General features: G+C 62.6%; 23 protein-coding genes. 6 read left to right on the forward strand and 17 right to left on the reverse strand.

Annotated elements, in window-relative coordinates; translation table 11 throughout:
• Positions 1-62: 62 nt before the first annotated feature.
• Entirely contained in the window at positions 63-1274 is a 1212-nt protein-coding gene (locus tag P0648_RS05445; RefSeq protein ID WP_277505532.1) for an antibiotic ABC transporter permease, read from the reverse strand.
• 146 nt (positions 1275-1420) lie between these two features.
• Between P0648_RS05445 and P0648_RS05450 the strand changes: the two genes are divergently transcribed.
• Positions 1421-2509 (forward strand): DUF354 domain-containing protein, encoded by a 1089-nt coding sequence (locus tag P0648_RS05450; RefSeq protein WP_276248301.1) that lies wholly within the window; start codon positions 1421-1423, stop codon positions 2507-2509.
• A gap of 57 nt (positions 2510-2566) precedes the next feature.
• Positions 2567-3028 (forward strand): SRPBCC domain-containing protein, encoded by a 462-nt coding sequence (locus P0648_RS05455; RefSeq protein WP_277505535.1) that lies wholly within the window; start codon positions 2567-2569, stop codon positions 3026-3028.
• Between the two features lies 1 nt (position 3029).
• Here the strand turns inward: P0648_RS05455 and wecB are convergent, their stop codons facing one another.
• The 9 genes from wecB to P0648_RS05500 all read right to left on the reverse strand — a co-directional run bounded on the left by wecB (position 3030) and on the right by P0648_RS05500 (position 11475).
• On the reverse strand, positions 3030-4112 hold the full coding sequence (gene wecB / locus P0648_RS05460; RefSeq protein ID WP_277505536.1) for a non-hydrolyzing UDP-N-acetylglucosamine 2-epimerase: 1083 nt from the start codon (positions 4110-4112) through the stop codon (positions 3030-3032).
• Entirely contained in the window at positions 4109-5194 is a 1086-nt protein-coding gene (locus tag P0648_RS05465) for a glycosyltransferase family 2 protein (protein WP_277505538.1), read from the reverse strand. The genes wecB and P0648_RS05465 overlap by 4 nt, the downstream gene beginning before the upstream one ends.
• 1 nt (position 5195) lies before the next feature.
• Positions 5196-6536, reverse strand: a complete 1341-nt coding sequence (locus P0648_RS05470; protein ID WP_277505539.1) for a nucleotide sugar dehydrogenase — start codon at positions 6534-6536, stop codon at positions 5196-5198.
• Positions 6533-7519 carry a Gfo/Idh/MocA family protein gene (locus tag P0648_RS05475; protein ID WP_277505541.1) on the reverse strand — a complete coding sequence of 329 codons (987 nt, stop codon included), beginning with the start codon at positions 7517-7519 and terminating at the stop codon, positions 6533-6535. Before P0648_RS05475 ends, P0648_RS05470 begins: the two co-directional genes overlap by 4 nt.
• Positions 7516-8622: a DegT/DnrJ/EryC1/StrS family aminotransferase gene (locus P0648_RS05480; RefSeq protein WP_369685670.1), complete on the reverse strand. Its 1107-nt coding sequence runs from the start codon at positions 8620-8622 to the stop codon at positions 7516-7518. Before P0648_RS05480 ends, P0648_RS05475 begins: the two co-directional genes overlap by 4 nt.
• Positions 8619-9254 carry an acyltransferase gene (locus P0648_RS05485; RefSeq protein WP_277505542.1) on the reverse strand — a complete coding sequence of 212 codons (636 nt, stop codon included), beginning with the start codon at positions 9252-9254 and terminating at the stop codon, positions 8619-8621. Before P0648_RS05485 ends, P0648_RS05480 begins: the two co-directional genes overlap by 4 nt.
• A 186-nt stretch (positions 9255-9440) precedes the next feature.
• Entirely contained in the window at positions 9441-10025 is a 585-nt protein-coding gene (locus P0648_RS05490) for a metal-dependent hydrolase (protein ID WP_276248308.1), read from the reverse strand.
• 1 nt (position 10026) lies between these two features.
• A complete protein-coding gene (locus P0648_RS05495) occupies positions 10027-11010 on the reverse strand; it encodes a DUF1616 domain-containing protein (RefSeq protein WP_276248309.1) in 984 nt (327 codons plus the stop codon).
• 186 nt (positions 11011-11196) lie between these two features.
• The gene (locus tag P0648_RS05500; protein ID WP_276248436.1) at positions 11197-11475 is read right to left on the reverse strand and encodes a PadR family transcriptional regulator; all 279 of its coding nucleotides are present in this window, start codon (positions 11473-11475) and stop codon (positions 11197-11199) included.
• A gap of 427 nt (positions 11476-11902) precedes the next feature.
• Between P0648_RS05500 and P0648_RS05505 the strand changes: the two genes are divergently transcribed.
• Together P0648_RS05505 and P0648_RS05510 are read left to right on the forward strand one after the other, a co-directional pair.
• A complete protein-coding gene (locus P0648_RS05505) occupies positions 11903-12406 on the forward strand; it encodes a hypothetical protein (protein ID WP_277505543.1) in 504 nt (167 codons plus the stop codon).
• 65 nt (positions 12407-12471) lie between these two features.
• Complete coding sequence (locus tag P0648_RS05510; protein WP_277505544.1) at positions 12472-12909, forward strand: NUDIX domain-containing protein; 438 nt, start codon at positions 12472-12474, stop codon at positions 12907-12909.
• Positions 12910-12911: 2 nt separating this feature from the next.
• On the opposite strand, the gene P0648_RS05515 is transcribed toward P0648_RS05510, so the two are convergent.
• The 3 genes from P0648_RS05515 to P0648_RS05525 form a co-directional block, all read right to left on the reverse strand.
• Entirely contained in the window at positions 12912-13262 is a 351-nt protein-coding gene (locus P0648_RS05515; RefSeq protein WP_276248312.1) for a HalOD1 output domain-containing protein, read from the reverse strand.
• 349 nt (positions 13263-13611) lie between these two features.
• The gene (locus P0648_RS05520) at positions 13612-14316 is read right to left on the reverse strand and encodes a phosphoglycerol geranylgeranyltransferase (RefSeq protein WP_276248313.1); all 705 of its coding nucleotides are present in this window, start codon (positions 14314-14316) and stop codon (positions 13612-13614) included.
• Positions 14317-14356: 40 nt separating this feature from the next.
• Positions 14357-16840 carry a DNA topoisomerase I gene (locus P0648_RS05525; RefSeq protein ID WP_276248314.1) on the reverse strand — a complete coding sequence of 828 codons (2484 nt, stop codon included), beginning with the start codon at positions 16838-16840 and terminating at the stop codon, positions 14357-14359.
• Between the two features lie 121 nt (positions 16841-16961).
• Here P0648_RS05525 and P0648_RS05530 point away from each other — a divergent pair, with 121 nt between their 5' ends.
• Positions 16962-17483, forward strand: coding sequence for a hypothetical protein (locus P0648_RS05530; protein WP_277505546.1), 522 nt, complete (start codon positions 16962-16964; stop codon positions 17481-17483).
• Between the two features lies 1 nt (position 17484).
• Here the strand turns inward: P0648_RS05530 and P0648_RS05535 are convergent, their stop codons facing one another.
• The 4 genes from P0648_RS05535 to gatB form a co-directional block, all read right to left on the reverse strand.
• Entirely contained in the window at positions 17485-18744 is a 1260-nt protein-coding gene (locus tag P0648_RS05535; protein WP_277505547.1) for a transposase, read from the reverse strand.
• A 166-nt stretch (positions 18745-18910) separates the two neighbouring features.
• Positions 18911-20500: a S8 family serine peptidase gene (locus tag P0648_RS05540; RefSeq protein WP_277505550.1), complete on the reverse strand. Its 1590-nt coding sequence runs from the start codon at positions 20498-20500 to the stop codon at positions 18911-18913.
• 23 nt (positions 20501-20523) lie between these two features.
• Positions 20524-21159, reverse strand: coding sequence for a helix-turn-helix domain-containing protein (locus tag P0648_RS05545; RefSeq protein WP_276248264.1), 636 nt, complete (start codon positions 21157-21159; stop codon positions 20524-20526).
• Between the two features lie 68 nt (positions 21160-21227).
• Positions 21228-22715, reverse strand: coding sequence for an Asp-tRNA(Asn)/Glu-tRNA(Gln) amidotransferase subunit GatB (gene gatB, locus P0648_RS05550; RefSeq protein WP_277505551.1), 1488 nt, complete (start codon positions 22713-22715; stop codon positions 21228-21230).
• Positions 22716-22850: 135 nt separating this feature from the next.
• Between gatB and P0648_RS05555 the strand changes: the two genes are divergently transcribed.
• Positions 22851-23120 carry a bZIP transcription factor gene (locus P0648_RS05555; RefSeq protein ID WP_276248262.1) on the forward strand — a complete coding sequence of 90 codons (270 nt, stop codon included), beginning with the start codon at positions 22851-22853 and terminating at the stop codon, positions 23118-23120.
• Positions 23121-23157: the final 37 nt, after the last annotated feature.

Genomic DNA, 23157 nt, shown 5'->3' on the forward strand with positions numbered 1-23157 from the left:
CGCAGACTTTGTTATTCCAGAGTTAATGCGAGGCCTGCGTCTACGGGATGGCAGCCGACGGCTCAGGGAGACCCGGCCCGCTCTGACGTCGGTTCAAGGGCGGCTTTCGAGCGAGCGTGAGCGAACTCCGCGATGGCGTAGGCCATCCACGCTTCGGCCCACCGCATCAATACGACCCGTCTGGTGTAGAACCGACCGCAACGGAACGCGAACCGCCCGTCCCCCAGGTACAGGTTCCGAACCGTCCACTGGAGGATGCGCCCGGCGAAGTTGAGGTCACCGGCCCGCGTGAACACGAGAATGCCCTGTGCGGCCGCGTGGACGTCCCGTGGAAAGGCCCGCCGTTCGTCCCAGCGAGGTGCGCCGTCCGGGTCGAACAGGCGAGTACGGTAGAATGCGAGTCCCACGTCGAGTGCCGTCTCGAACCGGTCTGCATTGACCACGGCCGCGTAGTGCTGGAGGCACTCGATGATGAAGCCGTTGTGGTGGCCGTCCATCGAGAGGTGTGACGCTTCGCGGGGGTCACGATAGTACCACCCGCCAATCGGTTGTTGACGGGCCACGACGAACGCGAGGAGTTTCGTGGCCTTCTCGGCGTACGTCTCGTCACCAGTGTGGGCGTAGAGGTCCACGAAACAGCTTCCCGCGAGCGCGATGGCATTCAGGGTGTGGAACGTCGCCTCCTCAGCGGCGACGTAGGTGACGTACGCTTCGTCGCCTGTTTCGGTGTAGTTGAGGTCGGTCGTGAGAAACGCTGCGGCGCTCTCCGCGACCTGCGCGTACGTCGGGTCGAACGCAGCCAGTTCGAGCAGCGACCGGACGCCGTAGGTCGTCGAAACGACGTCACCCTCCGTGGGTTGTCGCTTCCCTCCCAACTCCTGCAGGACGTGTGCGTGACCGCCGCAGAAGCCGTGATAGCCGGGTCTCTGATTGGCGACGAGCCAATCTGCGAGTCCGCGCGCCTCCGCGTCGTAATCCACGTCGTCGAGACCAAGTTGGCTCGCCCGTCGATTCGCGAGAGCGAACAGGGCGCTCCCCTTGAACGATTGGCGTCGCTCGACGAGGAACAGCGGTCGCAGATTGATGGGAGCGCGCTTGATTCCCTCTTGAACGACGAAGTTCAGCCACCGATTCTCGACCGGAAGCGCGGCGAGCAGGCGGCTACTCATCCCGTCTGCGTAGTCCCAGCCGGTGTACGACCGGGCGCGAGCGTAGCGGAGGGTGGCCGCGAGCAGCTCCTCGGGTCGAACCGTCCGCTCGTCAGAGCGAGCCATCCACGTGGACAGACGGGGCGAACCCCAATTGTTAGTCACCGAGTGTACGCCTGAGACCGCGTGTAAGCAGGGCTTACAGCCTGTCTGAGAAAATATGCACCCAAGTAGTTACGCTGGTTGCCCCCCTCTGTGGGGTCAGAGCGCCCATGCGATACCTGTTCTTCACGAACACTCCGGCGCACGTCCACCTCTACAAACACGCCGTGCGCCGGTTGCAGGCCGACGGCCACGAAGTGCTCATCCTGGGACGGGACTACGGCGTCACCGTTTCCTTGCTCGAATACTACGACCTGCCCTACCTCGTCTACGGGTCGTGCGGGCCGACGAAGGGGTCGCTGCTGCGCAACCTCCCGAGGCATTTTGCCCGCATCCTCCGACTCGCCCGCGAGTTCTCCCCGAACCTCGTCTTCGGGATGGGCTCGTACGCCGCCTTCGCCGGGGCCGTCTCCCGAGCACCGGTCGTCCTCATCCTCGACTCCGAGCCGACGAGCCTCGACCACCGGTTCTCCCGGCGCTTTGCGACGACCATCCTGACGCCCCACGCCTTCCGCAAGGACCTCGGCCAGAAGCACTTCCACTTTACCGGATTCAAAGAGACCGCCTACCTCCACCCGGACGTGTTCGTGCCCAACCCCGGCATCCGCGACCTGCTCGGCCTCGACACGGACGAGCGGTTCGCCATCGTCCGGTTCAATGCCTTTGGCTCCCACCACGACGTGGGCCACGCTGGCTTTTCGCCCGCCCAGCGCCGCGAACTCCTCACCGCCCTCGCCGAGTACGTCACCGTGTTCGTCTCCGACGAGTCAGAATCCCTCGCGTTCGACGACCTTCCCGCCCGCCGATTCGACCTGCACCCGGGACTGATGCACGACGCGCTCGCCGCCGCCGACCTGCTCGTCGCCGACACGCAGACGATGGTCACGGAGGCCGCCCTGCTCGGGACGCCCGCCATCCGGTCTAACTCCTGGGTCGGCGCGGACGACATGGGCAACTTCACCGACCTCGCCGTCCACGGCCTCATCTACAACGTCCGTGAGTTCGACACCGTCCTCACCCTCGCCCGCGACCTAGTCGCAACCCCCGACGCGAAAGCCGAGTGGGCCGAAAAGCGCGACGCCTACATCGCGGACAAAGTGAATCTCACCGACCTCATCGTGGAGGTGGCAGCACACATGGGCGCAGTCGAGGGAATCGCGCAGGTGGAGCGCGGTGCGGGCGTGCGACCTGCTCCATGACCCCTGTACTCACCCCTCAGGCGAACGCTATGCTCCGTGCGAGCGTTTTGGTTCACCATGGACAAACTCACCACCAGTATCGACATCGACGCGCCGCCGGAGACGGTCTGGCGGGTGCTCACCGACTTCGACCACTACCCCGAGTGGAACGACTTCATGCACATCGCCGGACGCCCGACCGTCGGAACGCGGTTGCACATCACGCCCGGCCCCGCGGCGGGGCGCTCGCCGTCGTTCAAACCGGAAGTCCTCAGAGCGGACGCAAACCGCGAACTGCGATGGCTCGGCCACCTCTACGTCCGGGGACTGTTCGACGGCGAACACCGCTTCGAAATCACCGACCTCGGCGACGGCACGTCACGGCTGACGCAGGCAGAGCGGTTCTCGGGGGTCCTCGTCGGCCTGTTCAATCGCTTCTTCGGCGACCAGACCGAGCGCAACTTCCACGGCGTGAACGCGGCACTCAAGGAACGAGCAGAATCGATGGCAAAAGCAGACGGCGCGGACGCGGCGGCCTAATTCACTGGTTCTGTAGTCGTGGTACTTCGTGGGTCAGCACCTCACAAATCTTCTCCGCGGCGTGTCCGTCGCCGTAGGGTGCTGGTTTCTCCGACAGCGCGAACGCCCGGGTGAGACCCTCGCGGATGGCGTCCGGGCTGGATCCGACGAGGACGTTCCTTCCCGCATCGACCGTCTCCATCCACTCGGTCTCCTCGCGGAGGGTGACGCAGGGCGTGTCGAGGAAGAAGGCCTCTTTCTGGATGCCGCCCGAATCCGTGGCAACCCGCTCAGCGCCCGCGAGCAGGCGGACGAGGTCGCGGTAGCCCACCGGCGAGACGAGTTTGAGGTTGTTGTGCGCCGTGTCGAGCAGGCCGAAGGATTCGAGGCGGGCCACCGTCCGCGGGTGGGCCGGAAACACCACTGGCAGCGGGGCGTCGCCGAGCGCCTCGACGATGCCCCGGAGCGTCTCGGGGTCGTCCGTGTTCGCGGGCCGGTGGACGGTTGCGAGAATGTACTCACCGTCGGTGAGCGAGAATCGGTCCAACACCGTCGATTCCGCCATCGCTCGGTCGGCCACCGCGAGGATGGCGTCGTACATCACGTCGCCGGTCAGGTGGACGCCCGCGGTGATGCCCTCCCGTTCGAGATTCGCCACGGCGGTGTCGGTTGGCGCAAACAGGAGGTCCGCGGCGTGGTCGGTGAGCACGCGGTTCACTTCTTCTGGCATCTCGCGGTTGAAACTCCGCAGGCCCGCCTCGACGTGGGCGAGTACGCAATCGCGTTTGGCCGCGACCAGCGCGGCGGCGAGCGTCGAGTTCGTATCCCCGTAGACGAGCACCGCGTCCGGCTGTTCCTCGTCGAAGACGGCGTCCAGTTTCGCCATCATCTCGCCCGTCTGGATGGCGTGAGGCGCGGAGCCCACCCCAAGATTGTACGCCGGTTCGGGGATGTCGAGGTCAGTGAAGAACACCGCAGACATGGTTTCGTCGTAGTGCTGGCCGGTGTGGACGAGCACCTCGTCGTGGTCGGCAGCGAGCGCCCGCGAGACGGGAAACGCCTTCACGAACTGGGGGCGTGCGCCGACCACCGAACAGAGCTTCACTGGACATCACCGCGTTGCCGTCCGAACGATTCCTCGTCGGGTGACGACACCGAGACGGAGACGTGCTCCGTCGCCTGCTCGCCGACCGTTGGCTTGTGGTGGACGAGCACCACGAGGTCGGCGTTTCGTTCGACGTCGACGCTCACGGCGAGGATGAGCAGAAGCGAGGAGAGCAAGAACACGGAAAAGAGCAGGAGTCCGTCGGTCAGGCCCGCCGTCCCGGTGAGAACGCCGCTACCCACGAGGAGCGTGGCGACGACGCCGAACGCCAGGCCAAACGTGCCGATGATGTATGCAAAGATGGCCGGATGGAAGTCGTAGACGAAGAACTTCATCTTGAGCCGCCAGAGGAACGTCCGCAGGAGGATGGCAGAGAGATGCGGGACGAACGAGGCGTAGTGGATGTCGCTTATTTCCTCGCCGTAGACGGCTGGGTGTGCCACCTCAGCGAGGCGCTGGTCGTAGACGTTACACATCACGAGCAGGTCGTTTTCGAACCCGTAGCCCTCGTACAGTTGCTCGAAAGGGATGGTTTCGAGCGTCCGCCGCGAGAGCGCACAGAAGCCGTTCTGCGGGTCCACCATCTTCCAGTAGCCACTCGCCACCTTCGTCAAACCCGTGAGCACGGAGTTACCGAACAGCCGCCATCTGCTCATGTCGCGGTGATACGCCTTGTACCACAGTCGGTTGCCCTTCGAAAAGTCGGCGACGCCGTCGATGATAGGGTCGAGCAACCGCGAGAGTTGCGTCGGGTCCATCTGCCCGTCGCCGTCCATTCGCGCAACGATGTCGATGCCGTCTGCGAGCGCGAGACCGAACCCGTGTTTCACACAGCCACCGACGCCCATGTTCGCGGGGTTGTTGACGCCGACGACGCGCTCGTCGTACTCGCCCTCGCTCGCAACGCGCTGGTTTGCCACTCGTGCGGCGTGTTGGATGGCGTTCCACGTGTCGTCGGTCGAGTGGTCGTTAAAAACGTAAATCCGGTCGACGAAGGCGGGCATCGTCTCGATGACGCGCCCGATGAGTCTCGCTTCGTTGTATGCGGGTACGACAACGCCGATGCGTTGCCCGCGATACATACTACTTGCTCCCGATGGTGTAGACGCGGTGGTCGGCCGCCCGCCCGTGCAGGGTTCTGCGGCCGTCTATCACCACCACGTCCGCGAACCGGTCCCAGTCGATGGCGTCGAACTCCTCGTGTGGCGTCACGAGAATCACGCCGTCCACGTCGTAAGTCTCTGGCTGGTCGAGGTGGACGCGAACCGCGTCGAACTCGCTCGTGTCGTCCAGAATCGGGTCGACCGCGAGCACGTTCGCCCCCATCCGGCGCAGCGACTCGATGAGCGGCTTTGCGGGGGCCGCTCGCGTCTCCTTGATGGCGGGGCGGTACGTCAGCCCCAGCACGAGGATGGTCGAATCGGCGATATCTCGGCCGGCCGCGTCGAGTTCGTCGCGCATCTTGCCGGCGGTGAACTCGGGCATGCTGTCGTTTACCTCGCGAGCGGTCCGCAGCAGGGGCATGTCGCCCGAAACCCGGCGCATCACGAAGTACGGGTAGTAGGGGATGCAGTGACCCCCGACGCCCGGGCCCGGCGAGTGCAGGTGGCAGAACGGCTGGCTGTTCGCGACCTCGATGGCCTCGTTTACGTCCACGTCCAGGTCACCGGCGTGGCGAGCCAGTTCGTTCGCGAGCGCGATGTTCACGTCGCGGTAGAGTCCCTCGAACAGTTTGACCGCCTCCGCGGTGGTCGCATCCGAGACGACGAGCACGTCGTTCGTGTTGATTTCGCGGTAGATGAGTTCCGCGACCCGGGCACTCTCTGCGTCCACGCCGCCGACGACCTTGGGGTACGCCCCGCGGATGTCTTCTAGAGCGCGCCCGCTGGAGGTGCGCTCTGGACAGAACGCGACGCCGAACTCGCCGAATTCGAGGCCGCTTTCGGCTTCGAGCAGCGGGACGACGAGGTTCTTGCTGGTGCCTGGCGGGACCGTGCACTCGATGACGACGAGGTCACCGGGCTTCAGCCCGCGGCCGATTTTCGACACCGCATCTTCGAGAATCGAGAGGTTCGGGTCCTTCTCCTCGGTGATGGGCGTCGGCACGATGACGACGTGGATTCGTGCTTCTGCGACCGCGGTCTCCGCCTCGGTCGTGGCGCGGAGTTTGCCGTCTGCGACCAACTCGGCGACGAGTTCGTCGAGGCCGGGTTCGCGCTCGATGGGGCACTCCCCGCGGTTGATGGCTTCGACCACCGCCGTGTTCACGTCGACGCCGATGACGTTGCTCGTGGCTGCTGCGTAGCAGGCCGCGAGCGGGAGCCCCATCTTCCCGAGTCCGAAGACCGAGACGGGAACCTGCCCGGTTACGAGCGCCTGGCGCTGGTCTGCGTGCGATTCTGCCGAATTGTATAGGCCGTTCATTCCGTGAGTACCTCCGCTTTGACTTCGCTCGCCGCCGCCAGGGCGTCGATTTGTCGGGCGACTTCGATTGCGCGAAGCGCCTGTTCTGCGGTGACGAGCGGCTGTTGGCCGGTCGTGACCGCGTCGATGAACGCCTTGAGTTCGCGCTTTAACGGTTCGCCAGTCTCGACGAGCGGGCGTTCGGTGACGCTCTCGAAGCGCTGGCGCATCTTCCCACTCTCGTCGGTGTACTGTGGGTGGAACTGGCGGTGGATGCGCACCGTCTGGTCGATGTAATCGACTTCGATCTGGCACTCGCGGGTGGTGACGTTGAGCGTCCGCACCTTCTTCTGGGTCAGGCGACTCGCAGAGAGGACGCCGATGACGCCGTTTTCGAACGCGAGTTGCGCGGTGGCGTGCTGGACGCCTCGGGCGCCCATCGCGGACAGCTTCCGGATGGGGCTGTCGACCAGCGACAGCAGGATGTCGATGTCGTGGATCATCAGGTCCATCACGACGCTGTCCTCGATGACGCGAGCGAGGGGTGGGCCGAGGCGGTGGGCCTCGATGGCGATGACGTCCATCTCACCGATGAGTTCGAGCAGGGCGGCGACCGCCGGGTTGAACCGCTCGATGTGGCCGACCTGGATGATGACGCCGTGTTCGTTCGCGAGCTCGATGAGTTCGCGCCCCTGGTCTAAGTCGTCGACGAACGGCTTCTCGATGAGGACGTGGACCTTGTTCTCGATGCACTTTTTCGCCACCTTGTAGTGGAACTGGGTGGGAACGGCGATGGAGACGAGGTCCGCCTGGTCGATGAGTTCGTCGAGCGTGAGCGCCTGCGTGCCGAAGGTCTCTGCGACCTCCTTTGCGGCCGCCTCGTTTACGTCGGTGACGCCGACGAGGTCGACCTTCGAAATCTCGGAGTAGATGCGAACGTGGTTACGTCCCATCACGCCGGTTCCGATGACGCCCGCTTTGAGCGTCCCGTTGGTGAGGCTCATAGCGACCCCTCCGAGAACTCGGTGATAGCCGCGACGATGCGGGCCAGGTCCTCCTCTGAGAGCGTCGGGTGAACCGGCAGCGAGAGCACTTCTGCGGCCGCCGCTTCGGCCTCGGGCGCGTGGAAGGTCATGTCAGCGTAGGCGGGTTGCTGGTGAATCGGCTTCGGATAGTAGACCCCCGAGTCGATACCGCGGGTATCTAAGTGCGCCTTCAGCGCGTCGCGGTCGGGCGTTCGCACCGTGTACTGGTGGTAGACGTGCGTTCGGTCTGCCGGGACGAAGGGCGTCACGAGGCCGGTGTCGGCGAGGCGTTCGGTGAGGAGCGCCGCGTTGTCCTGGCGTGCCTGAGTGAACCCGGGCAGCTTTTCGAGCTGTGCCCGGCCAATGGCGGCCCCGATGCTGGTCAGGCGGAAGTTGTGGCCGACTTCGGAGTGCTCGTAGACGCCGATGCGCCCGTGGTTGATGTACCGGGCGGCGCGCTCTGCGACGTCTGCGTCGTCGGTGAGAATCATCCCACCTTCGCCCGTGGTCATGTTCTTGGTCGGGTAGAACGAGAAGCAGGCGGCGTCGCCGAGCGAGCCGACCCGCCGTCCGTTCACCGTTGCGCCGTGCGCCTGCGCCGCGTCCTCGACGAGGACGAAGCCGAATTCGTCGCGGAGTTCAGCGAGGTGCGCCATGTCCGCGGGCAGCCCGTAGAGGTGGACCGCGAGGACCCCGTCTATCTGCTCGCCGGCGCGGAGTTGCGCTTCGAGGGCGTGGGGGTCCATGTTGTACGTCGCCGGGTCGATGTCCACGAAGCCGACGTCAGCGCCGGCCAGGCGGATGCCGTTCGCGCTCGCGATGAACGAGAACGGCGAGGTGACGACGCGCGACCCCTCGGCGAGGCCGAGGCCGACGAAGGCCGCGTGGAGGGCGGTCGTGCCGTTCGAGACGGCGACGCCGTGTTTCGCGCCGCAGAAGTCTGCGAACTCGCGTTCGAAGGCCCGAACTTCGGGCCCGTCTGCGAGCTGGCCGCTTTCCATGACGGCCACGACGCGGGCGATTTCCTCCTCACCCATCTGCGGGTTCGCGAGGTGGATGCGTTTGTCGGGAATCGACATCATGCGATCTGATTCCTCCCCTGCAGCGACGCCGGCAGCGGGCGGTGGGTGGCTGGCACCCCGAGGGCGAGCGTGCGCGGTGGCACGTCCTCGATGACGAGGGCACCGGCCGCGACGAACGATTCAGCGCCGATAGTGACACCCGGCAGAATCGTCGCGTTCGCGCCGATTGACACGCCGTCTTCGAGCGTGGGTCCGACGAGGTCGAACTCCTTTCGAATCGGGTACATGTCGTTGGTCATCGTGACGCCCGGGCCGACGAACACGTCGTTGCCGATGGTCGTGTTGGTCGGGATGTAGACGTTCGTCTGGAGGCTGACCCGCGACCCGATGGTCGTCTGGCCGTCGATGACGGTGTTCGTCCCGACGAGCACGTCGTCGCCGATGGTGGTTCCTTCGCGTACGAGGGCGTTGTGCCCGGTTCTGAGATTGTCACCGATGGTGACGTTCGCGTAAATGTTGGTTCCCGCGCGGATGGCCGCACAGTCACCGATTACCGTCGGACGTTGGTGGACGTCGTAGGCTGTCGCGAGGTGGACGTTGTCCTCGACGCGGCAGTGGTCTCCGAGCTGTACTCGCTGGGTTTCCGGTTCTCCCGCATCAACCGGCTGTCTGGTTTCGTAGCTGTGACTCATAACTCCCTGCCCTCCCCCTGTTTCCACGTTACCCCGTGTTGGTGGCGGGCTTGTATTCTGAAAGACTCCTTTCGCGCTTTGTTATTCGGTTACTGACCATCGGAAGTCTGGGATTTATTCGTGGAAGTGAATGACAAACCTCCTGTGCTGTCATGCGATTCGTTCGATTGAACGACGTTAATTTGGTCAGTCTCGCGGAGCAGAGCGATTCACCCGCTTTCGGCCCCGAAACGGCGCGCCTGGGTAGCCGTCGTACACCCAGAGGCCGAATGCGGCGAGCAGTAAGGCGAACTCAAACGCCAGGTAGGCAGTGGCTTCCGGGGTTCCGAGCAGGCCGACGTACTGGTTCAGAAAGTACACGACTGTTTCGAGCAGGCCGCCACGTGCTGGCGAGTCGACCTGAATGAGAGGCCAGAAGAACGAACTGAACTTCGGCGGGCGCCCGAACACCAGCGGGTAGAACGCGTCCGCGGGAAGGTGAAGCAGATAGCCGACGCCGAACCCCGCGCCAACGTCGCCGCGGCCACGCGCGGCGGCGATCGCCCAGACGATGACGACGAGCGGGACGGCGACGAGCACCGAGTGGGCGAGCGACGTGCCACTCGAAAGGATGGCGAACGTCCAGCCGAGTGGCTTATCGACGAGGTCCGGGAACAGCGACCCGAACCCCACCGCGAGTGCGGCGAGCGCGGACGGTTTTCGCCGCCGCGTCACGTGGACGGACAGCGAGTAGACCAGGTAGCCAACGGCGAGGTGTTCCCAGGGCCACACTTCAGGCCTCCTCCGCCACCGTCACCCAGATATAGAGTTGGCGGTACGCGTTCGATTGCGAGGGAGTTGCCGGCGGGTCGCTTTTGTAGAGCAGGTAGGCGATTCGCAGGTCGTCTCCGGCCACCGTTGGCGTCACCGTGTGCGGGAGCACCCAGCGGTCGCCGGCCTGCACCGTGCCCTCGAAGCGGTCGAGTTCGGCGGCGTTAGTGACCTGCCCTTCGGCGTTCACCCGCTGTAACTGGACGACGACGGTGTAGGTGGCTGCCTCACCCTCGAAGTTCGAGACGGCGAAGACGAGGGCAGCGGGCTGGTTGCGGGTGAGTTCGGTCGGGTAGCCCCCAGCAATCAGTTGGCCGTTTTCCTCCGTGAGCAACTGGAAGTCGGTGTACGCTTCCCCCGACTGGGGTGAGACGAGCGCGAACCCGAGCCCCGCGAGCGACCCAACGACGGCCACGACGAGGACGAGTGTGAGCGCCACGTCCACCGGCGGCGTCTCGCGTCGCCAGTTTCGAATCGCACCGTACTGTTCTCTCGGCACGACCGCGAACCGATACGGGGCGGGGACCCGAAGTCGCCGAATCGCACCGAGGACGGCGAGGGTTCCGGTCACGAGTGCGACGGCGGCGACGAGCGTCGGCAGTTCGAGGCCGAAGGCCGTCTGCGACAGCACGAAGGCGGTGGTGATGACGACCACGACGCTGAGTCCGACCGAGAGGGCGAGTCGTTCGACCGTATCGAGGCTTGGAATCGTCCGGTCGGTCGGTGCAGCGCGGTGGCTCGTTCGTCCGGGAAAAACCAGTGTCGTCAGCGCGAATCCGGGAAGAAATACGAGGGCGACGAACGCGAGGGCAACCCTGAGCGGTGCTCCCGCATCGAGCGACCCGACGGCGAGCGAAAGGGCGACGAGAAGGAGGACGAGGCCTACGTCCCACGGCAACCGACGCGCTTGCTGGCTGCCGGTTTCGGCGGCGTTCGCGAGCGCCATCAGTGTCCTCCGGTGTGGTGGCCGACCGGCGCTGCCTGCGTCGCCACCACCGGACGTTCGTGTCGTCCCATCTTGTCTGTTACACGCGCGAGACGCGCTTTGTTATTGGGAAATTACGAAAAGAAGGGGGTGTTCGAACTGTGATACACACCGACGGACGCGCGTGCCCGGTCAGTCGAGGCGAGTCTACAGGACGGCGCTGAGGTATTGGCGTTCCCACTCCCGTCGCTTCTCGATGATGTCGCGCCCGCTCGCGGTGATGTTATAGTAGTTGGTTCGGCGGTCTATCTGCCCCTTTTCGACCAGTTCCTTTTCGACCAGCGTGTCGAGATTGGGGTATAGGCGGCCGTGGTTGATCTCACCGACGTACTGTTCCAGCTCTTCTTTGATGGTCTGCCCTGAGGGCTTTTCCTTTCCGTTTATGACGTACAGCAGGTCGCGCTGAAAGCCTGTCAGTTCGAACATCTCCATTGACATAGAGAGCAATACTGGGGCTAGGGATTTTGTTATCCACCCGTGAATGTCAGTTAGTTGCGAAACACTACCACTGTTCTATCTAGCTGCTGTCGTGTAATCTCAGCTTTCCGGGCAAATCTCGTATCATCGTGAATAAAAGTCGTATTCCGGCCGAATTCGCCCGTTCGGGCCGACAGACGGCAAATAGTCTGTGCTTGAATTCGCGAAGATTGACGGATTAGGTGTCAACTGCTACAGATGTATCATTAATTGGTGATTTCTAACGACTCTGTAACAAAGACCGTCGCTCGTCTATTGATGGGTGTTCGGGCACATGATGCACACAAGGGTGGGCAGGGATGTCCGTGGTCGCTCCCAGGAGTCGAACATGTCACAGACGACGGATACGCTCTCAAAAGACAATATATTCGAAGTATTGAGCAGTTCTCGACGTAGATACGTCATCTACTACCTCTACTCGCACGAGGGAACAGCGGAACTGAAAGAACTGGCGAGACACATCGCCGCCTGGGAAAGCGGAGCACCGCTCGAATCCATCACTGACGAGGAGACGAGACGCGTGTACATTTCGCTGTACCAGACACACCTCCCGAAGCTCGCGGAGTTCGACATCGTGCGTTACGACAGTGACGCACGCATCGCGGAGCTCACGCCACGAGCAGATCAGCTCTCACGGTACCTCGACACGAAACCGGCCCAGAGCCTCCCGTGGCCGCTGTATTACGCAGTGCTTTCGGTGATTAGTGTGTTCCTGCTGCTCGGCCTCTGGTTCCAGGTGCCCCCGTTCGACGCGATGAACGGCAACACGGTCGCCTTCCTCATCGCCATCGGCGTCATCGGCATCACGGTCGCCCACTACCTCTACAACCGCCAACGGGGCGGCAAGAACATGGCGACCATCGAATCGCTCATCGAGTGACTCACAATTACGACGCTCTTTTAGGTCGGTTGTAACTATCCGCTTCGCTCTCGTCTCCTGATTCCATGATTTCACAATGGGTGGACACTGTCCCCAAGGCCTGTGCGTACATCACGCGCGAGGTGGACGGAACGGCGCAGTTGCTCGTGTTCCACGAACCGGGCGTTACGGGCCTCCAGGTGCCGAAAGGGACGGTCGAACCGGCCGAATCACCGTTCGACGCCGTCGTCCGCGAAGTCGCGGAAGAAAGTGGCCTCACCGAATTCGCGTCGATTCGCCCGCTCGGGGCGGACACGTGGACGCGGGAGAAAGCGGATCGGCTCAAACACTACCGTCGGTACTTCTTCCACCTCGAAGTCGAGGAGCCGCGTGACTCGTGGGACCATGTCGTGACCGGGACGGGTGAAGAAGTCGGTGAGGTGTACAGTTACTCCTGGGTGCCACTGCCGACTGCCGTTCGGCTCAGTCAAAATCTACACGCCCAGTTGTCGAAGCTGTTTTGAGCCTAGTTTCGGCCAAACCGGCCGATTGTCAGTGGGTCTTCCTCGTGGGGAACGATGGAGATGTGTCCGTTGCTGTGGACGCTCACCTCGAAATTTTGGATGGCGAAGTGGATGTAGCCGGTGCCCCGCGGGCGGCCGTCAGGCTGGGCCGAAAAGAGGGCGTCGAGCGCGTCGGGATCGATGATGTCGTTCAGCGGCCCGAGTTCGCTGACCGATTTCTCGGCGATAGAAGCGACCGCATCCATGATGGTCGCGCCGACGCCGGAGTGACCCGGATCGTGGTAGATGTGATACGCGTTTGACTGCTGTTCGTGCAACGGTACCGTCCGGTTGGTGGGTTGCTGTGAGTTCATGATGGAAATGCTCGAGTTAATAAAGCCGGTATCTCGTCCGTAGCGCAGTCGTATTCAGTACACACTACAGTGCGACCAACTCGTATTTAATAATTCGGTTTTCTAATGCTATCAGAATGTGGATTGTTTCGAAAGTGGGACTATCACTGCTTTCAATATATTGTGGTTTAGGGCCTATGTCTCCCGAATAACTGGGGATGGTTCGGTGGTGTCTCACTCTATTAATCTGACGTATTGCCACATCCCAATCTGTTTTGGAAGCGCCCTTTTTAACAGAGCCGTTCTCGAGGAGTCGCCTCGCTCCGATTTGGCAGCGGAATCGACAGTAAAACAGGCCGCCGTGTTCGCCTCAGTTCGCGTCCTTCGCGCCGCGAACGGTCGCCTCGACTGCATCGACACCCTCGTCGTGGACGAGGTCGCCGACGATGACGGTGTCAGAGACCTGTGCCATCTCGTAGGCGGCGTCGTAGTCGCCAATGCCGCCGCCGTAGAACAGTGTTGCCTCGTCGAGAGCGTCGTGGGCCGCCTCGACGGTTTCCGGGTCGCCGAGCGTGCCCGAGTACTCGATGTAGACGATTTCTTGGCCGAACATCTGCTCTGCCACCTCGGCGTAGGCGGCGACGTCCTCGGGTTCGAGGTCGCAGTTCGCCTGCGTGTACTCGGCGACGGTCGAATCGGGGTTGAGGACGATGTAGGCTTCGGTGGTCGTCATCTCCCAGTCGATACCGTCGTCCATCCGCACCCACTCCTTGTGTGCGCCGGTCATCCACGTCATGTCGCCCGCGTTGAACACGACGGGGATGAAATAGCCGTCCAGATAGTCAGAGTGGACGACGGCCCCGGAGTGACTCGGTTCGATGTACAGTGGTACGTCGTACTTGCCACAGGCGTCGACGACGCGGGACATCTTCTCCTCGGTCATGCCCGTCGTGCCGCCGATTTCGATGGCGTCGGTCCCGGTGGCACAGACGTCTTCGAACGTCTCGCCGTCGACGAGCGTCTTGTCTGGGTCGAGCTTCACGATGTGGTCCCAGTCGTCCCACGAATTTCGCATACGCTTTCAAATCCAACGGCTGACTAAAACCCCTTCGGCCTCAGTCTGCTTGTGCCTGCCACTCACGCACCCGGTCTGCGCTCACGCCTTGAACCTGGTCTGCGACGTCCTCGGGGGTCGCGTTTTTGAGGTCGTCGAGGCTCTCGATGCCGGCGGCTTTGAGTTTCTCGGCAGTCTTCTTCCCGATTCCCGACAGGTCCTCGATGTCCGTCACTTCGTTTCGTGATTTGTACTCCTCGTAGTTGCAGATGGGACAGCCCAGTTCCCACGGTTCGTCGCCGTTGTGGACGACGAGCTCCGGCAGGTCGTGTTCTTCACACCGGGTTTCGGTCACCTCGATTTCACCGCGCCGCGGCAGGGGTAGCGAGTAGTCACACTCAGGATACCGGGTACAGCCGACGAGTCGCGACCCGGTTCGAAGCCGCTTGATCGCGAGTTCGCCGCCGTGTTCCTCGCCGCACTCGGGGCAGACGCCGATGACCTCGTCTTCCTCCTCGTCCGCCTCGTCTGCCTTACACTGCGGACAGCCGTGGACGAACGTCTGGCGACCCGCGAGCATCTTCACGTTCCGTAGGTCGTGGTCCTCGCACGTCTCGTCCATGATGAGCGGCTTGCCCGTAGAGGGCAGTGGCAGGGTGTACGTGCAGTCTGGATAGCCGTCACAGCCGACGAAGTAGGAGCCTCGTCGAGAGCGCCGGACCAGCAGGTCATTGCCACACTCGGGACACGGCCCGAGCGTCTTGTCCGCCTTGAGCGACTTCTGGATGTGGTCGCCGATTTCCTCGCGGGAGGCTTCGAGTTCGGCGAACACCTTCTCTAACATCTCGCGGGATTCGGTGGTCACCTCGTCCAGCGTCGCCTCGCCCTTGGCGATTTTCTGCATGTCGGCTTCGAGTTGACTCGTCATCTCTTCGGTGACGAGGTGCTCTGCGTAGTCCTCGCCTGCTTCGACGACGGCCATTGCAAGGCGAGTTGGCCGCGGTGGGTCGGATTCGACGTAGCCACGGTCGTAGAGTTTTTCGAGCGTCTCGTGGCGGGTCGCCTTGGTCCCGATGCCCATCTTCTCCATCGTCTCGATGAGGCGTGACTGCCCGTATCTGCGAGGTGGTTGGGTCTGTTTGGCGTCGTTGCGGACGTTGCTGACCGCGAGTTCCTCCCCCTTGTCCACGTCCGGGACGAAATTCTCGTTGGTCGAGAAGTACGGGTAAACGGCGTGGTAGCCGGGTTCGAGCAGGCGTTTACCGTTTGCCTTCAGGCTGAGGCCCGCCGCCTCCGCCACCACGCGCAGGTGTTCCCACTCCGCGGGGTCCGCACACGTCGCGAAGAACCGCCGGACGACGAGTTCGTACACTTCCCACTCGGAGTCGCTGAGTTCGCTCGCCGTCGGAATCTCCCCGGTCGGGTGAATCGGCGGGTGGTCGGTCGTCTCGCTGTCGCCCCGCGTCGGGACGATGTCCTCGGCTTCGAGGAGGGATTTGGCGTCTTCACCGAAGGTGCGGTGGTTCTGGAACGTTTCGAGCAGGTCGCGCACGTCCAGGTCGTTCGGGTAGACGGTGTTGTCCGTCCGGGGGTAAGTGATGAACCCGGAGGTGTAGAGGTCCTCCGCGATGCTCATCGCCTGTTTCGCGGAGTAGCCAAGCGACCCCGCCGCGCGGATGAACTGCGTGGTGTTGAACGGAGCCGGCGGGTCGTCGGTTCGCGTGCGGCGGTTGACCGACGTGACCGTCGCCGCCTCCACGTCCTTGAGCGTCTCGAACACCTCGGCCGCGGTGGCCTCGTCCCAGACGCGCTCTGCTTCCGTGCCGTCGTCCGCTTCGTAGAAGTACTGGGCTTCGAAGGCTTCTGCGTCCTTCGTCAGGTCAGCGAACAGTTCCCAGTAGTCTTCGGGGTCGAACGCCTCGATCTCGCGCTCGCGGTCGACGATGAGTTTGAGCGTCGGACTCTGGACGCGGCCCACGCTGATGAAATCGTTGCCCAGTTGTCGCGCCGAGAGCGAGAGGAAACGCGTGAGTGCGGCCCCCCACACGAGGTCGATGACCTGTCGCGCCTCGCCGGAGGCGGCGAGGTTGAAGTCGAGTTCGTCCGGGTCCTCGAACGCCTTGGTCACCTCGTTGTGGGTAATCGAGGAGAAGCGCACCCGCTGGACGGGCACGTCCTCGTTTACCTCGCGGACGAGCTCGTAGGCCTCCTTCCCGATGAGTTCACCCTCGCGGTCGTAGTCTGTCGCGATGGTGACGTTGTCCGCTTTCCGCGCGTAGAGACGAAGCGTGCGGACGATGTTCTCTTTCGTCGCGTTCTTCACCACCTGTGCGTCGATGAGTTCGGACGGTTCGACGTCGCGCCAGTCCGAGTATTCGGGCGGGAAATCCACGTCGACGACGTGGCCCGAAAGCCCGACGACGCGCTTGTCCGCCCAGCGATAGACGTTCACGCCGTGTTCGCGCTCGACGCTCGCGTGCTCGCCCGAGAGAATGTCGGCAATTCGACGCGCCGCGATGTCCTTCTCCGTAATTATCAGCTCCACGAGGGGACACCCCGCGAAATTGCAGTCATTACCCCCGGTGTACGCGCAGGTCGTTTCTATACTTTTCGCCGAAAAACCGCCAGACGGAGCCCGTGCGCGTAGTGCGCTCGCGTGCGCGAGAGTGAGAATCGATTCCCTCTTAGCCCACGATGTCTACGAGTCGGGCATGGACAAGGGCACCGTGCGCGTCCTCGAATTCATCGCGGCGCAACTCGTTCTCATCTCGGCCGGCATCCACCTGTTTCTCGGCGTTCCACGGGTGCTCATCTACACACGGCCGAGTGCCGTCTCCTACTACCTGAACTCCGGGGCGTTTCCCGACCCGCGCCCATTTCTGTTCACCGTCTCCGCGATCGTCGTTCTCGCGGGTCTCTACGCGCTGTTCAACGGCCTGGTCGCCCGCAAGAAACTCTACCTCCTCGGTATTGCAATGATGGTCACCTACATCGGCAGCTGGGTGTTCTGGCACACCGTCATCAACCACGGCCAGGCGTTCCTCGCCGCGGGCGGGCACACCCACGGCGGCGGCATCCTGACGACGGTCGTCCAGCACCTCGTGGAGGTTCCGCTCGACGCGGCCTCGAAGCTCTCTGAGGCTGGCGCGACTCTCATTTTCGGACTGCTCTACTGGAAAACAGAGTGAACTACCCCGCCCTACTCGCGCTGACGCGTTCGTTGAGGACGGGGCTTCCTGCTTCTGTGACGCGACTTGCATCCACCACGATGGACGATGACTCGCCACCGTCAGTAGACACAGCAGTCGCAGTCTCCACAGGCATTAATTCGGAGTGAACCACTCCTAGTTTCTTGAGTCCTCGTGAGAGGACGTTGAGTGCTGCATTCCAATCTCGGTCAGTCTTGAATCCGCACGTCGGACATGAGTGTTCACGAACCCACAACGGTTTGTACACACTCGTTTCGCATGAAACACAATTGAGCGTCGTTCGTTCTGACTTGACCGTGACCACGTAGCACCCGTTCTTTCGACCGTGATGCTTGAAGATGGAGATTAGGTCTCGCCATCCGACTTCGGCTTTGTTTCGCGCGTTCTGTGGGCCTTCGAGCATCCCCTTTACGTTCAAGTCTTCGAAAAACACGGCTTTGTAGTGCGTCGTGTAGTAGTGCGCGAGCTTGTTCTTGAAGTCCCACTTCTTCTCGTTCATCCGAGCGTGGATTTTTGCTACTCTCCGACGCTGTCTGTCCCAATTTTTCGACTCGTACTCTTTCCGAGACAATGCTCGTTGTTCGCGTTCAAGTCGGTCTCGGTCGTCGGACAAGTCGAGGCGTCCAACGGAAAGACCGTTCGAGTCGTGGATGAAGTTGAGAACGCCAAGGTCAATGCCAACACAATCGTCAACGGTGAGAGATTCGACTGAGGGCTTCGCAGGTTCTTCTACGTCGATGCAGAACGAGGCGTACCACGCACCAGTCGGTTCTTTCTTCACCGTCACCTCTTTGATTTCTGCGTTTTCGAGGATGTCGCGGTGGAGACGGATTGGAATCCAACCGAGTTTCGAGAGTCGAAGTTTGCCACGTCCGTTTGGGCCACTCTTGGTGTCGAGTTTGAAGCCCGATTGGTTGTACGTGAAACTGCGGAACTCTCGTGGTTTCTTCCAGTTCAACGAGCCGACGTTGTAGCCTTTGCTTTTGAGTTTCCTGGGGTTCTCGATGTTTCGAGCGATGCGCTCGATGTGTGTTTGCAAGACCTTTGAGTACACGTCTTTCAGGTCTGTCCACCATGTTTTGAGTTCGGGTAGCTCGTTGCGGACTTGCCGGACTCGTTGTTTCACGGTTCCCTCGGATTCGTCGAGTTGGTTGAATCGGTAGAGGCCGTGGTTGTACACTTGTCGTACGGTGTTTCGCGTCCAGTCCAGTGTGTCGCGTTGCTCCTCGTTGGGCAACAATCAGAAGCGTGGACTATACTCCATACGATGTATAAAACTGTACGAAACAGGGTGTATTAATGGTATTGAGTAGGGTGTTTGAAACTTGTGCGGGTGCTGTCTCCCCTCCCTACTCGCTCACTCCGTTCGCTCCTTGAGGAAGGGGGCTTAGCACCCTACCTTTCAGCTAAGGGCCAGTTGCGATGCCCGTCTCCCGCGGTTCGTATTTCTCCTTCGCCCGCTCGTAGGCCGCAGAGACGTTCACCTCGCCGTAGCCGCTTTCCGAATCGACCCCTTCCTCGCCGAGGTCCGTCGCCGAGTCGGTGAGCAGCGCGGTGATTTCGGCTGCCGACAGTCCCGGGTACGCGGACTTGAGCAGTGCCGCCGACCCGGCGGCGTAGGACGCAGAGACCGACGTCCCGGCCGAAACGCCCGCGATGTCGACGCCGCCGACGCCGCCGGGCGCGACGAGGTCCACGCCGTTTCTCCCGTCTGCGGTCGGCCCGCGAGAACTGAACGCCGCCACGTCGCGCCCGTCAGACGACCCGACCGTCAGCACCGAGGGGGCAGTGGCAGGTGCGGCGAGACTCCCCTCTGGAGTCGCGTAGGTGAGATTACGCTTGCTCGAAAAGAGGTCGAGTGAGGTGTTCCCCGTAGTCTGGTGTCCGTAAATTCCCACGTAGTACTGGCCCTGGGGAACCATCACCGAAAGGCGTTCGACGCTCGAAGCGCCCTCGGTCTGGCGACTCGTCGATTTCGCGACGACGGTGTCCTGTGCGCCGGTTTCTCGGAGCAAGTAGAGGTCGTAGTCGTCGCTCGTGTTCCAGGAGAGCGTCAGGTGAACCTCACCCGTAATCGGCGCACCGCCGGCCAGTGCGTTCCCCTCGACGCCGTCTGCGAACGACACCCACGACCCGTCTGCTGCGGACGGGTTGCCCTGCCAGTGGCGCTCTGCGTAGTTCCCGGCAGAGGTGACGAACACGACCTCTTCGCTCGCTCGGTTGGCGATGTCGTTGATGCTCGACTCCGCTGTGCCCTCGTCGAAGTAACTCCCCGCGTCGAGGACGATGTCTACCTCCGAGTCGAGCAGCCAGGTGATGGCGCGGTCGTACTCGCTCGCGGTCGTCTCGGTTCCGACGTCCGCGAGGTAGAGCGTCGCATTCGGAGCGGTGTCCGCGACGATGCTCGCGACCGCCGTTCCGTGCGCGTCCGCGGCGGGGGCCGAATCCTCAGTCGAGAAGGTTCGGTACGCCCCAACGTAGTCGGCGATTTCCGGACTGCTCACTCTGAACCCGCGACCGACGATGCCGACGGTGACGTTGTCACCGCGCACGCCCTGGTCGTGGAGGTCGGTCGCGCCGATGGTTACAACGCCCGTCGCGACGCGATTTTCGATTGCCGGGAGGCGTGGTCTATGTTCGATGAGAATCGTTTCGGTGCGGGGGTCAGCAGAAAGCGTCGTGATCTTCGAATAGGGAATCGACCCGTGGAGATAGTGACTGCCTTCTCGTACCTCCACGCGTTCTATCTGCAGCCCGTGGCCCTCCGGGACGGGCGCACCCTGCTTCAACAGCACCACGACCTGTGCGTCGCGGTCTATCTGCTGGTCGAACTGGTCTTCGTAGGGGCGAAACTGGTCTTCGAGCTGGGCGATGCGCTCGGGGCTCGGGCCGTCGAACTGGTCACCTCCTGAGAAAATCGCACCCGGAGCGACGGCCACCGCAACCGTCGCGAAGACGAGCGCGAAGACGGCAAACCGCTCCCCACGAACCCACATGTCTACAAAAGGGCGATTAATCGTTAAATTCTTTGTCGTCTGGGCGTGCGACGCTCGTTTCGGTACAGGTAGCCCGCTACGAGCGCCAACACGAGTGCGCCGCCTGCGAAAAACAGCGCGCCTGGCGGCACGGCATCGAGCAGCGACAGCACGCCACCAGTGGACCCAACCGAATCGGGCACCCGCGGCAGCGACCCCGGACCGCCGACGCCGACGACGGTGGTCTGGACGAGCGCCTGGACGAGCAGGCTCGCGACGGCGAGAATGCCGACGGCAGCGAACAGTCGCTTCAACGAATCGACGAATCCATCCTTCTTCTCTTCGCGTCCGACAAAGACCACGAGCGGTTCCTGTGCTGGAGCATAGACGTTCATCTCACGGCCCTTCGGCGAGTAGCGCGTGTCCGCGACGCGTATCAGTCCTGCCTCGTCGAGATTCGTGAGATGGTGGCGTACGTTCTGCAGCGAGGTTCCCACGGAGTCGGCCAGTTCGGAGGCGGCCTGTGGCTGTTTGTGTAACTCGGTGAGAATCGCCCGTGCCGTCTCGGACGCCAGTGAAGACAGCAGGTCACCTGCGTCTTCGTTGTCCAGCCAGAGCGTTCGCAGCTCGCCCTCCTGGTTCGAGAGAGCGTCGCTGTCGGAGGGCATCAACCCTGACATTGTTTGGGATACGACACGGAGACATATTAAGCCCCATTGCCACCCATCTAGAATCGTGAACGTCTGCGTTAGCTGTCGAGACGCTCGCGAAGCAGCTCGTTGACGGTTCCAGGGTCCGCACTGCCGCCGGTTTTCTGCATGACCTGTCCGACGAGGAAGTTGAGTGCGCTTCCCTCACCGCTGTGGTAGTCTTCGACCGCCTCTGGGTTCTCGTCGATGGCCGCCGCGACTGCCTGTTCGACTTCGCCCGTGTCTGCCTTGCTGAGGCCTTCTTGCTCGACGATGGTGTCCGGGTCGATTCCCTCGTCGAGCATCGTCCGCATGACCGTCTCCTGGGCGTGTTTGACCGTGATTTTCTCGTCGGCGACGAGTTCGATGAGACGGACGAACTCGTCTAATCGGTCTGCGACGTCCGTAATCTCCATGTCGCGGTAGTTGAGTTCGCCGAGCAGGTTGTCCGCGACCCACGTCGCTGCGAGGTCCGGGTCGAACTCCGTGGCGACGCGCTCGTAGAAGTCGGCCACCTGCTTAGTCGACGTGAGTTTCGAGGCGGCCTCGGCGGAAAGTCCGTACTCCTCCTGGAACCGCTCGCGGCGGGCGTGTGGCAGCTCTGGGATGTCGATTTCTTCCTTCCAGTGGGACACCTGCAGGGGCGGGAGGTCGGCCTCGCCGAAGTAGCGGTAGTCCTTTTCCTCCTCTTTCGACCGCATGGAGACGGTGATGCCGCGGGACTCGTCCCAGTGGCGAGTCTCCTGTTCGACCTCACGGCCGCGCATGACGGCGTTTTTCTGGCGGGTGACCTCGTAAGCGAGGGCCTTCTCTGCGCCCTTGTGACTGGAGATGTTCTTCACCTCGGTGCGGTTCGCCGCGGCGAGTGCCTCGTCGCCGATGGAGCCGTCTTCCTCGACCTCCTCGCCGGGAACGAGCGAGATGTTGGCGTCGATGCGCAGCGACCCATCGCGCGTCGAGTCGAAGACGCCGAGGTAGTCGAGTACTTCTTCGAGTTTCTTGAGGAAGGCACGCACCTCGCTCGGCGAGCGGAAGTCCGGCTTTGTCACGATTTCCATGAGTGGCGTCCCGGCGCGGTTGTAGTTCACGAGGACGTACTCCGCGGTGTCGATGGAGCCACCGACATGCTGGAGGCTGCCGGGGTCTTCCTCCAAGTGGGCGCGCTCGATGCCGATGACGCGCGACTGTCCCTTGACGTTCACCTCCAACTGGCCATCCTGGCAGATGGGGGCGTCGTACTGGGTAATCTGGAAGTCCTTCGGCAGGTCTGGGTAGAAGTAGTTCTTCCGGTGGAACGTGGTCTCCTCGGGGATGGTCGCCTTGAGTGCCTTCCCGATTTTAACGGCAGCTTCCACGGCCCCCTCGTTCAAGACGGGCAGTGCCCCCGGAAGCCCGAGACAGACGGGGCAGGTGCGGGAGTTCGGTTCCGCGTCCGCGTTGGCAGTAGAACACCCACAGAAGATTTTGGTGGCAGTCTCTAGCTGGACGTGGACCTCGAGCCCGATAACGACGGCGAGGTCCCGCGTCTCGGCGGCTTGTGCGGTCATTAGCCGTAATTCCGCGCCCGCCCGCTAAAGCGTAACGGGACGGAACTCCCCGCGCCACTAACTCTCTGTGAACCTGTCATGTTTCGTCACAATGTCTGACGTATGTTTATGGGTGTAGAAGCGGCGTGTAGGAGTATGACTCGCGGCAACCGCGTCGAGGAACTCGAAAAGCGCGTCAAAGAACTCCAGGCCTCTGTCTCCGGACTCACCGACGAACTCATCGAAACGAAAGAGCGTGTCAAGGCGCTCGAAGAAGAGGTCGAACCAGAGGATCTTCTCGACCGGAAACTCACGCGAAAAACCGAGGCAGAGGACGCCTCCGAAGCCCCTAAAGGGCAGGAGAGCGAGGATGTAGATAACACCGACGAGGAATCGACCAAAACCGACGACATCATCGTCGCGTAACGTCGCTTCGCACTCGATTCCTGGCCGCGTCGCGCGC

The organism is Haladaptatus sp. DYSN1 (assembly GCF_029489995.1).
Taxonomy (GTDB): domain Archaea; phylum Halobacteriota; class Halobacteria; order Halobacteriales; family Halococcaceae; genus QDMS2.

Excerpts from the sequence above, each read along its gene's own strand:
- P0648_RS05540 (WP_277505550.1), bottom strand. The coding sequence starts at position 20,500 with ATGTGGGTTCGTGGGGAGCGGTTTGCCGTCTTCGCGCTCGTCTTCGCG.
- P0648_RS05555 (WP_276248262.1), top strand. The coding sequence starts at position 22,851 with ATGACTCGCGGCAACCGCGTCGAGGAACTCGAAAAGCGCGTCAAAGAA.
- P0648_RS05515 (WP_276248312.1), bottom strand. The coding sequence starts at position 13,262 with ATGAACTCACAGCAACCCACCAACCGGACGGTACCGTTGCACGAACAG.
- P0648_RS05510 (WP_277505544.1), top strand. The coding sequence starts at position 12,472 with ATGATTTCACAATGGGTGGACACTGTCCCCAAGGCCTGTGCGTACATC.
- P0648_RS05485 (WP_277505542.1), bottom strand. The coding sequence starts at position 9,254 with ATGAGTCACAGCTACGAAACCAGACAGCCGGTTGATGCGGGAGAACCG.
- P0648_RS05475 (WP_277505541.1), bottom strand. The coding sequence starts at position 7,519 with ATGAGCCTCACCAACGGGACGCTCAAAGCGGGCGTCATCGGAACCGGC.
- P0648_RS05470 (WP_277505539.1), bottom strand. The coding sequence starts at position 6,536 with ATGAACGGCCTATACAATTCGGCAGAATCGCACGCAGACCAGCGCCAG.
- P0648_RS05445 (WP_277505532.1), bottom strand. The coding sequence starts at position 1,274 with ATGGCTCGCTCTGACGAGCGGACGGTTCGACCCGAGGAGCTGCTCGCG.
- P0648_RS05455 (WP_277505535.1), top strand. The coding sequence starts at position 2,567 with ATGGACAAACTCACCACCAGTATCGACATCGACGCGCCGCCGGAGACG.
- P0648_RS05500 (WP_276248436.1), bottom strand. The coding sequence starts at position 11,475 with ATGTTCGAACTGACAGGCTTTCAGCGCGACCTGCTGTACGTCATAAAC.
- P0648_RS05495 (WP_276248309.1), bottom strand. The coding sequence starts at position 11,010 with ATGGCGCTCGCGAACGCCGCCGAAACCGGCAGCCAGCAAGCGCGTCGG.
- gatB (WP_277505551.1), bottom strand. The coding sequence starts at position 22,715 with ATGACCGCACAAGCCGCCGAGACGCGGGACCTCGCCGTCGTTATCGGG.
- P0648_RS05465 (WP_277505538.1), bottom strand. The coding sequence starts at position 5,194 with ATGTATCGCGGGCAACGCATCGGCGTTGTCGTACCCGCATACAACGAA.
- P0648_RS05480 (WP_369685670.1), bottom strand. The coding sequence starts at position 8,622 with ATGATGTCGATTCCCGACAAACGCATCCACCTCGCGAACCCGCAGATG.
- P0648_RS05450 (WP_276248301.1), top strand. The coding sequence starts at position 1,421 with ATGCGATACCTGTTCTTCACGAACACTCCGGCGCACGTCCACCTCTAC.
- P0648_RS05520 (WP_276248313.1), bottom strand. The coding sequence starts at position 14,316 with ATGCGAAATTCGTGGGACGACTGGGACCACATCGTGAAGCTCGACCCA.
- P0648_RS05545 (WP_276248264.1), bottom strand. The coding sequence starts at position 21,159 with ATGTCAGGGTTGATGCCCTCCGACAGCGACGCTCTCTCGAACCAGGAG.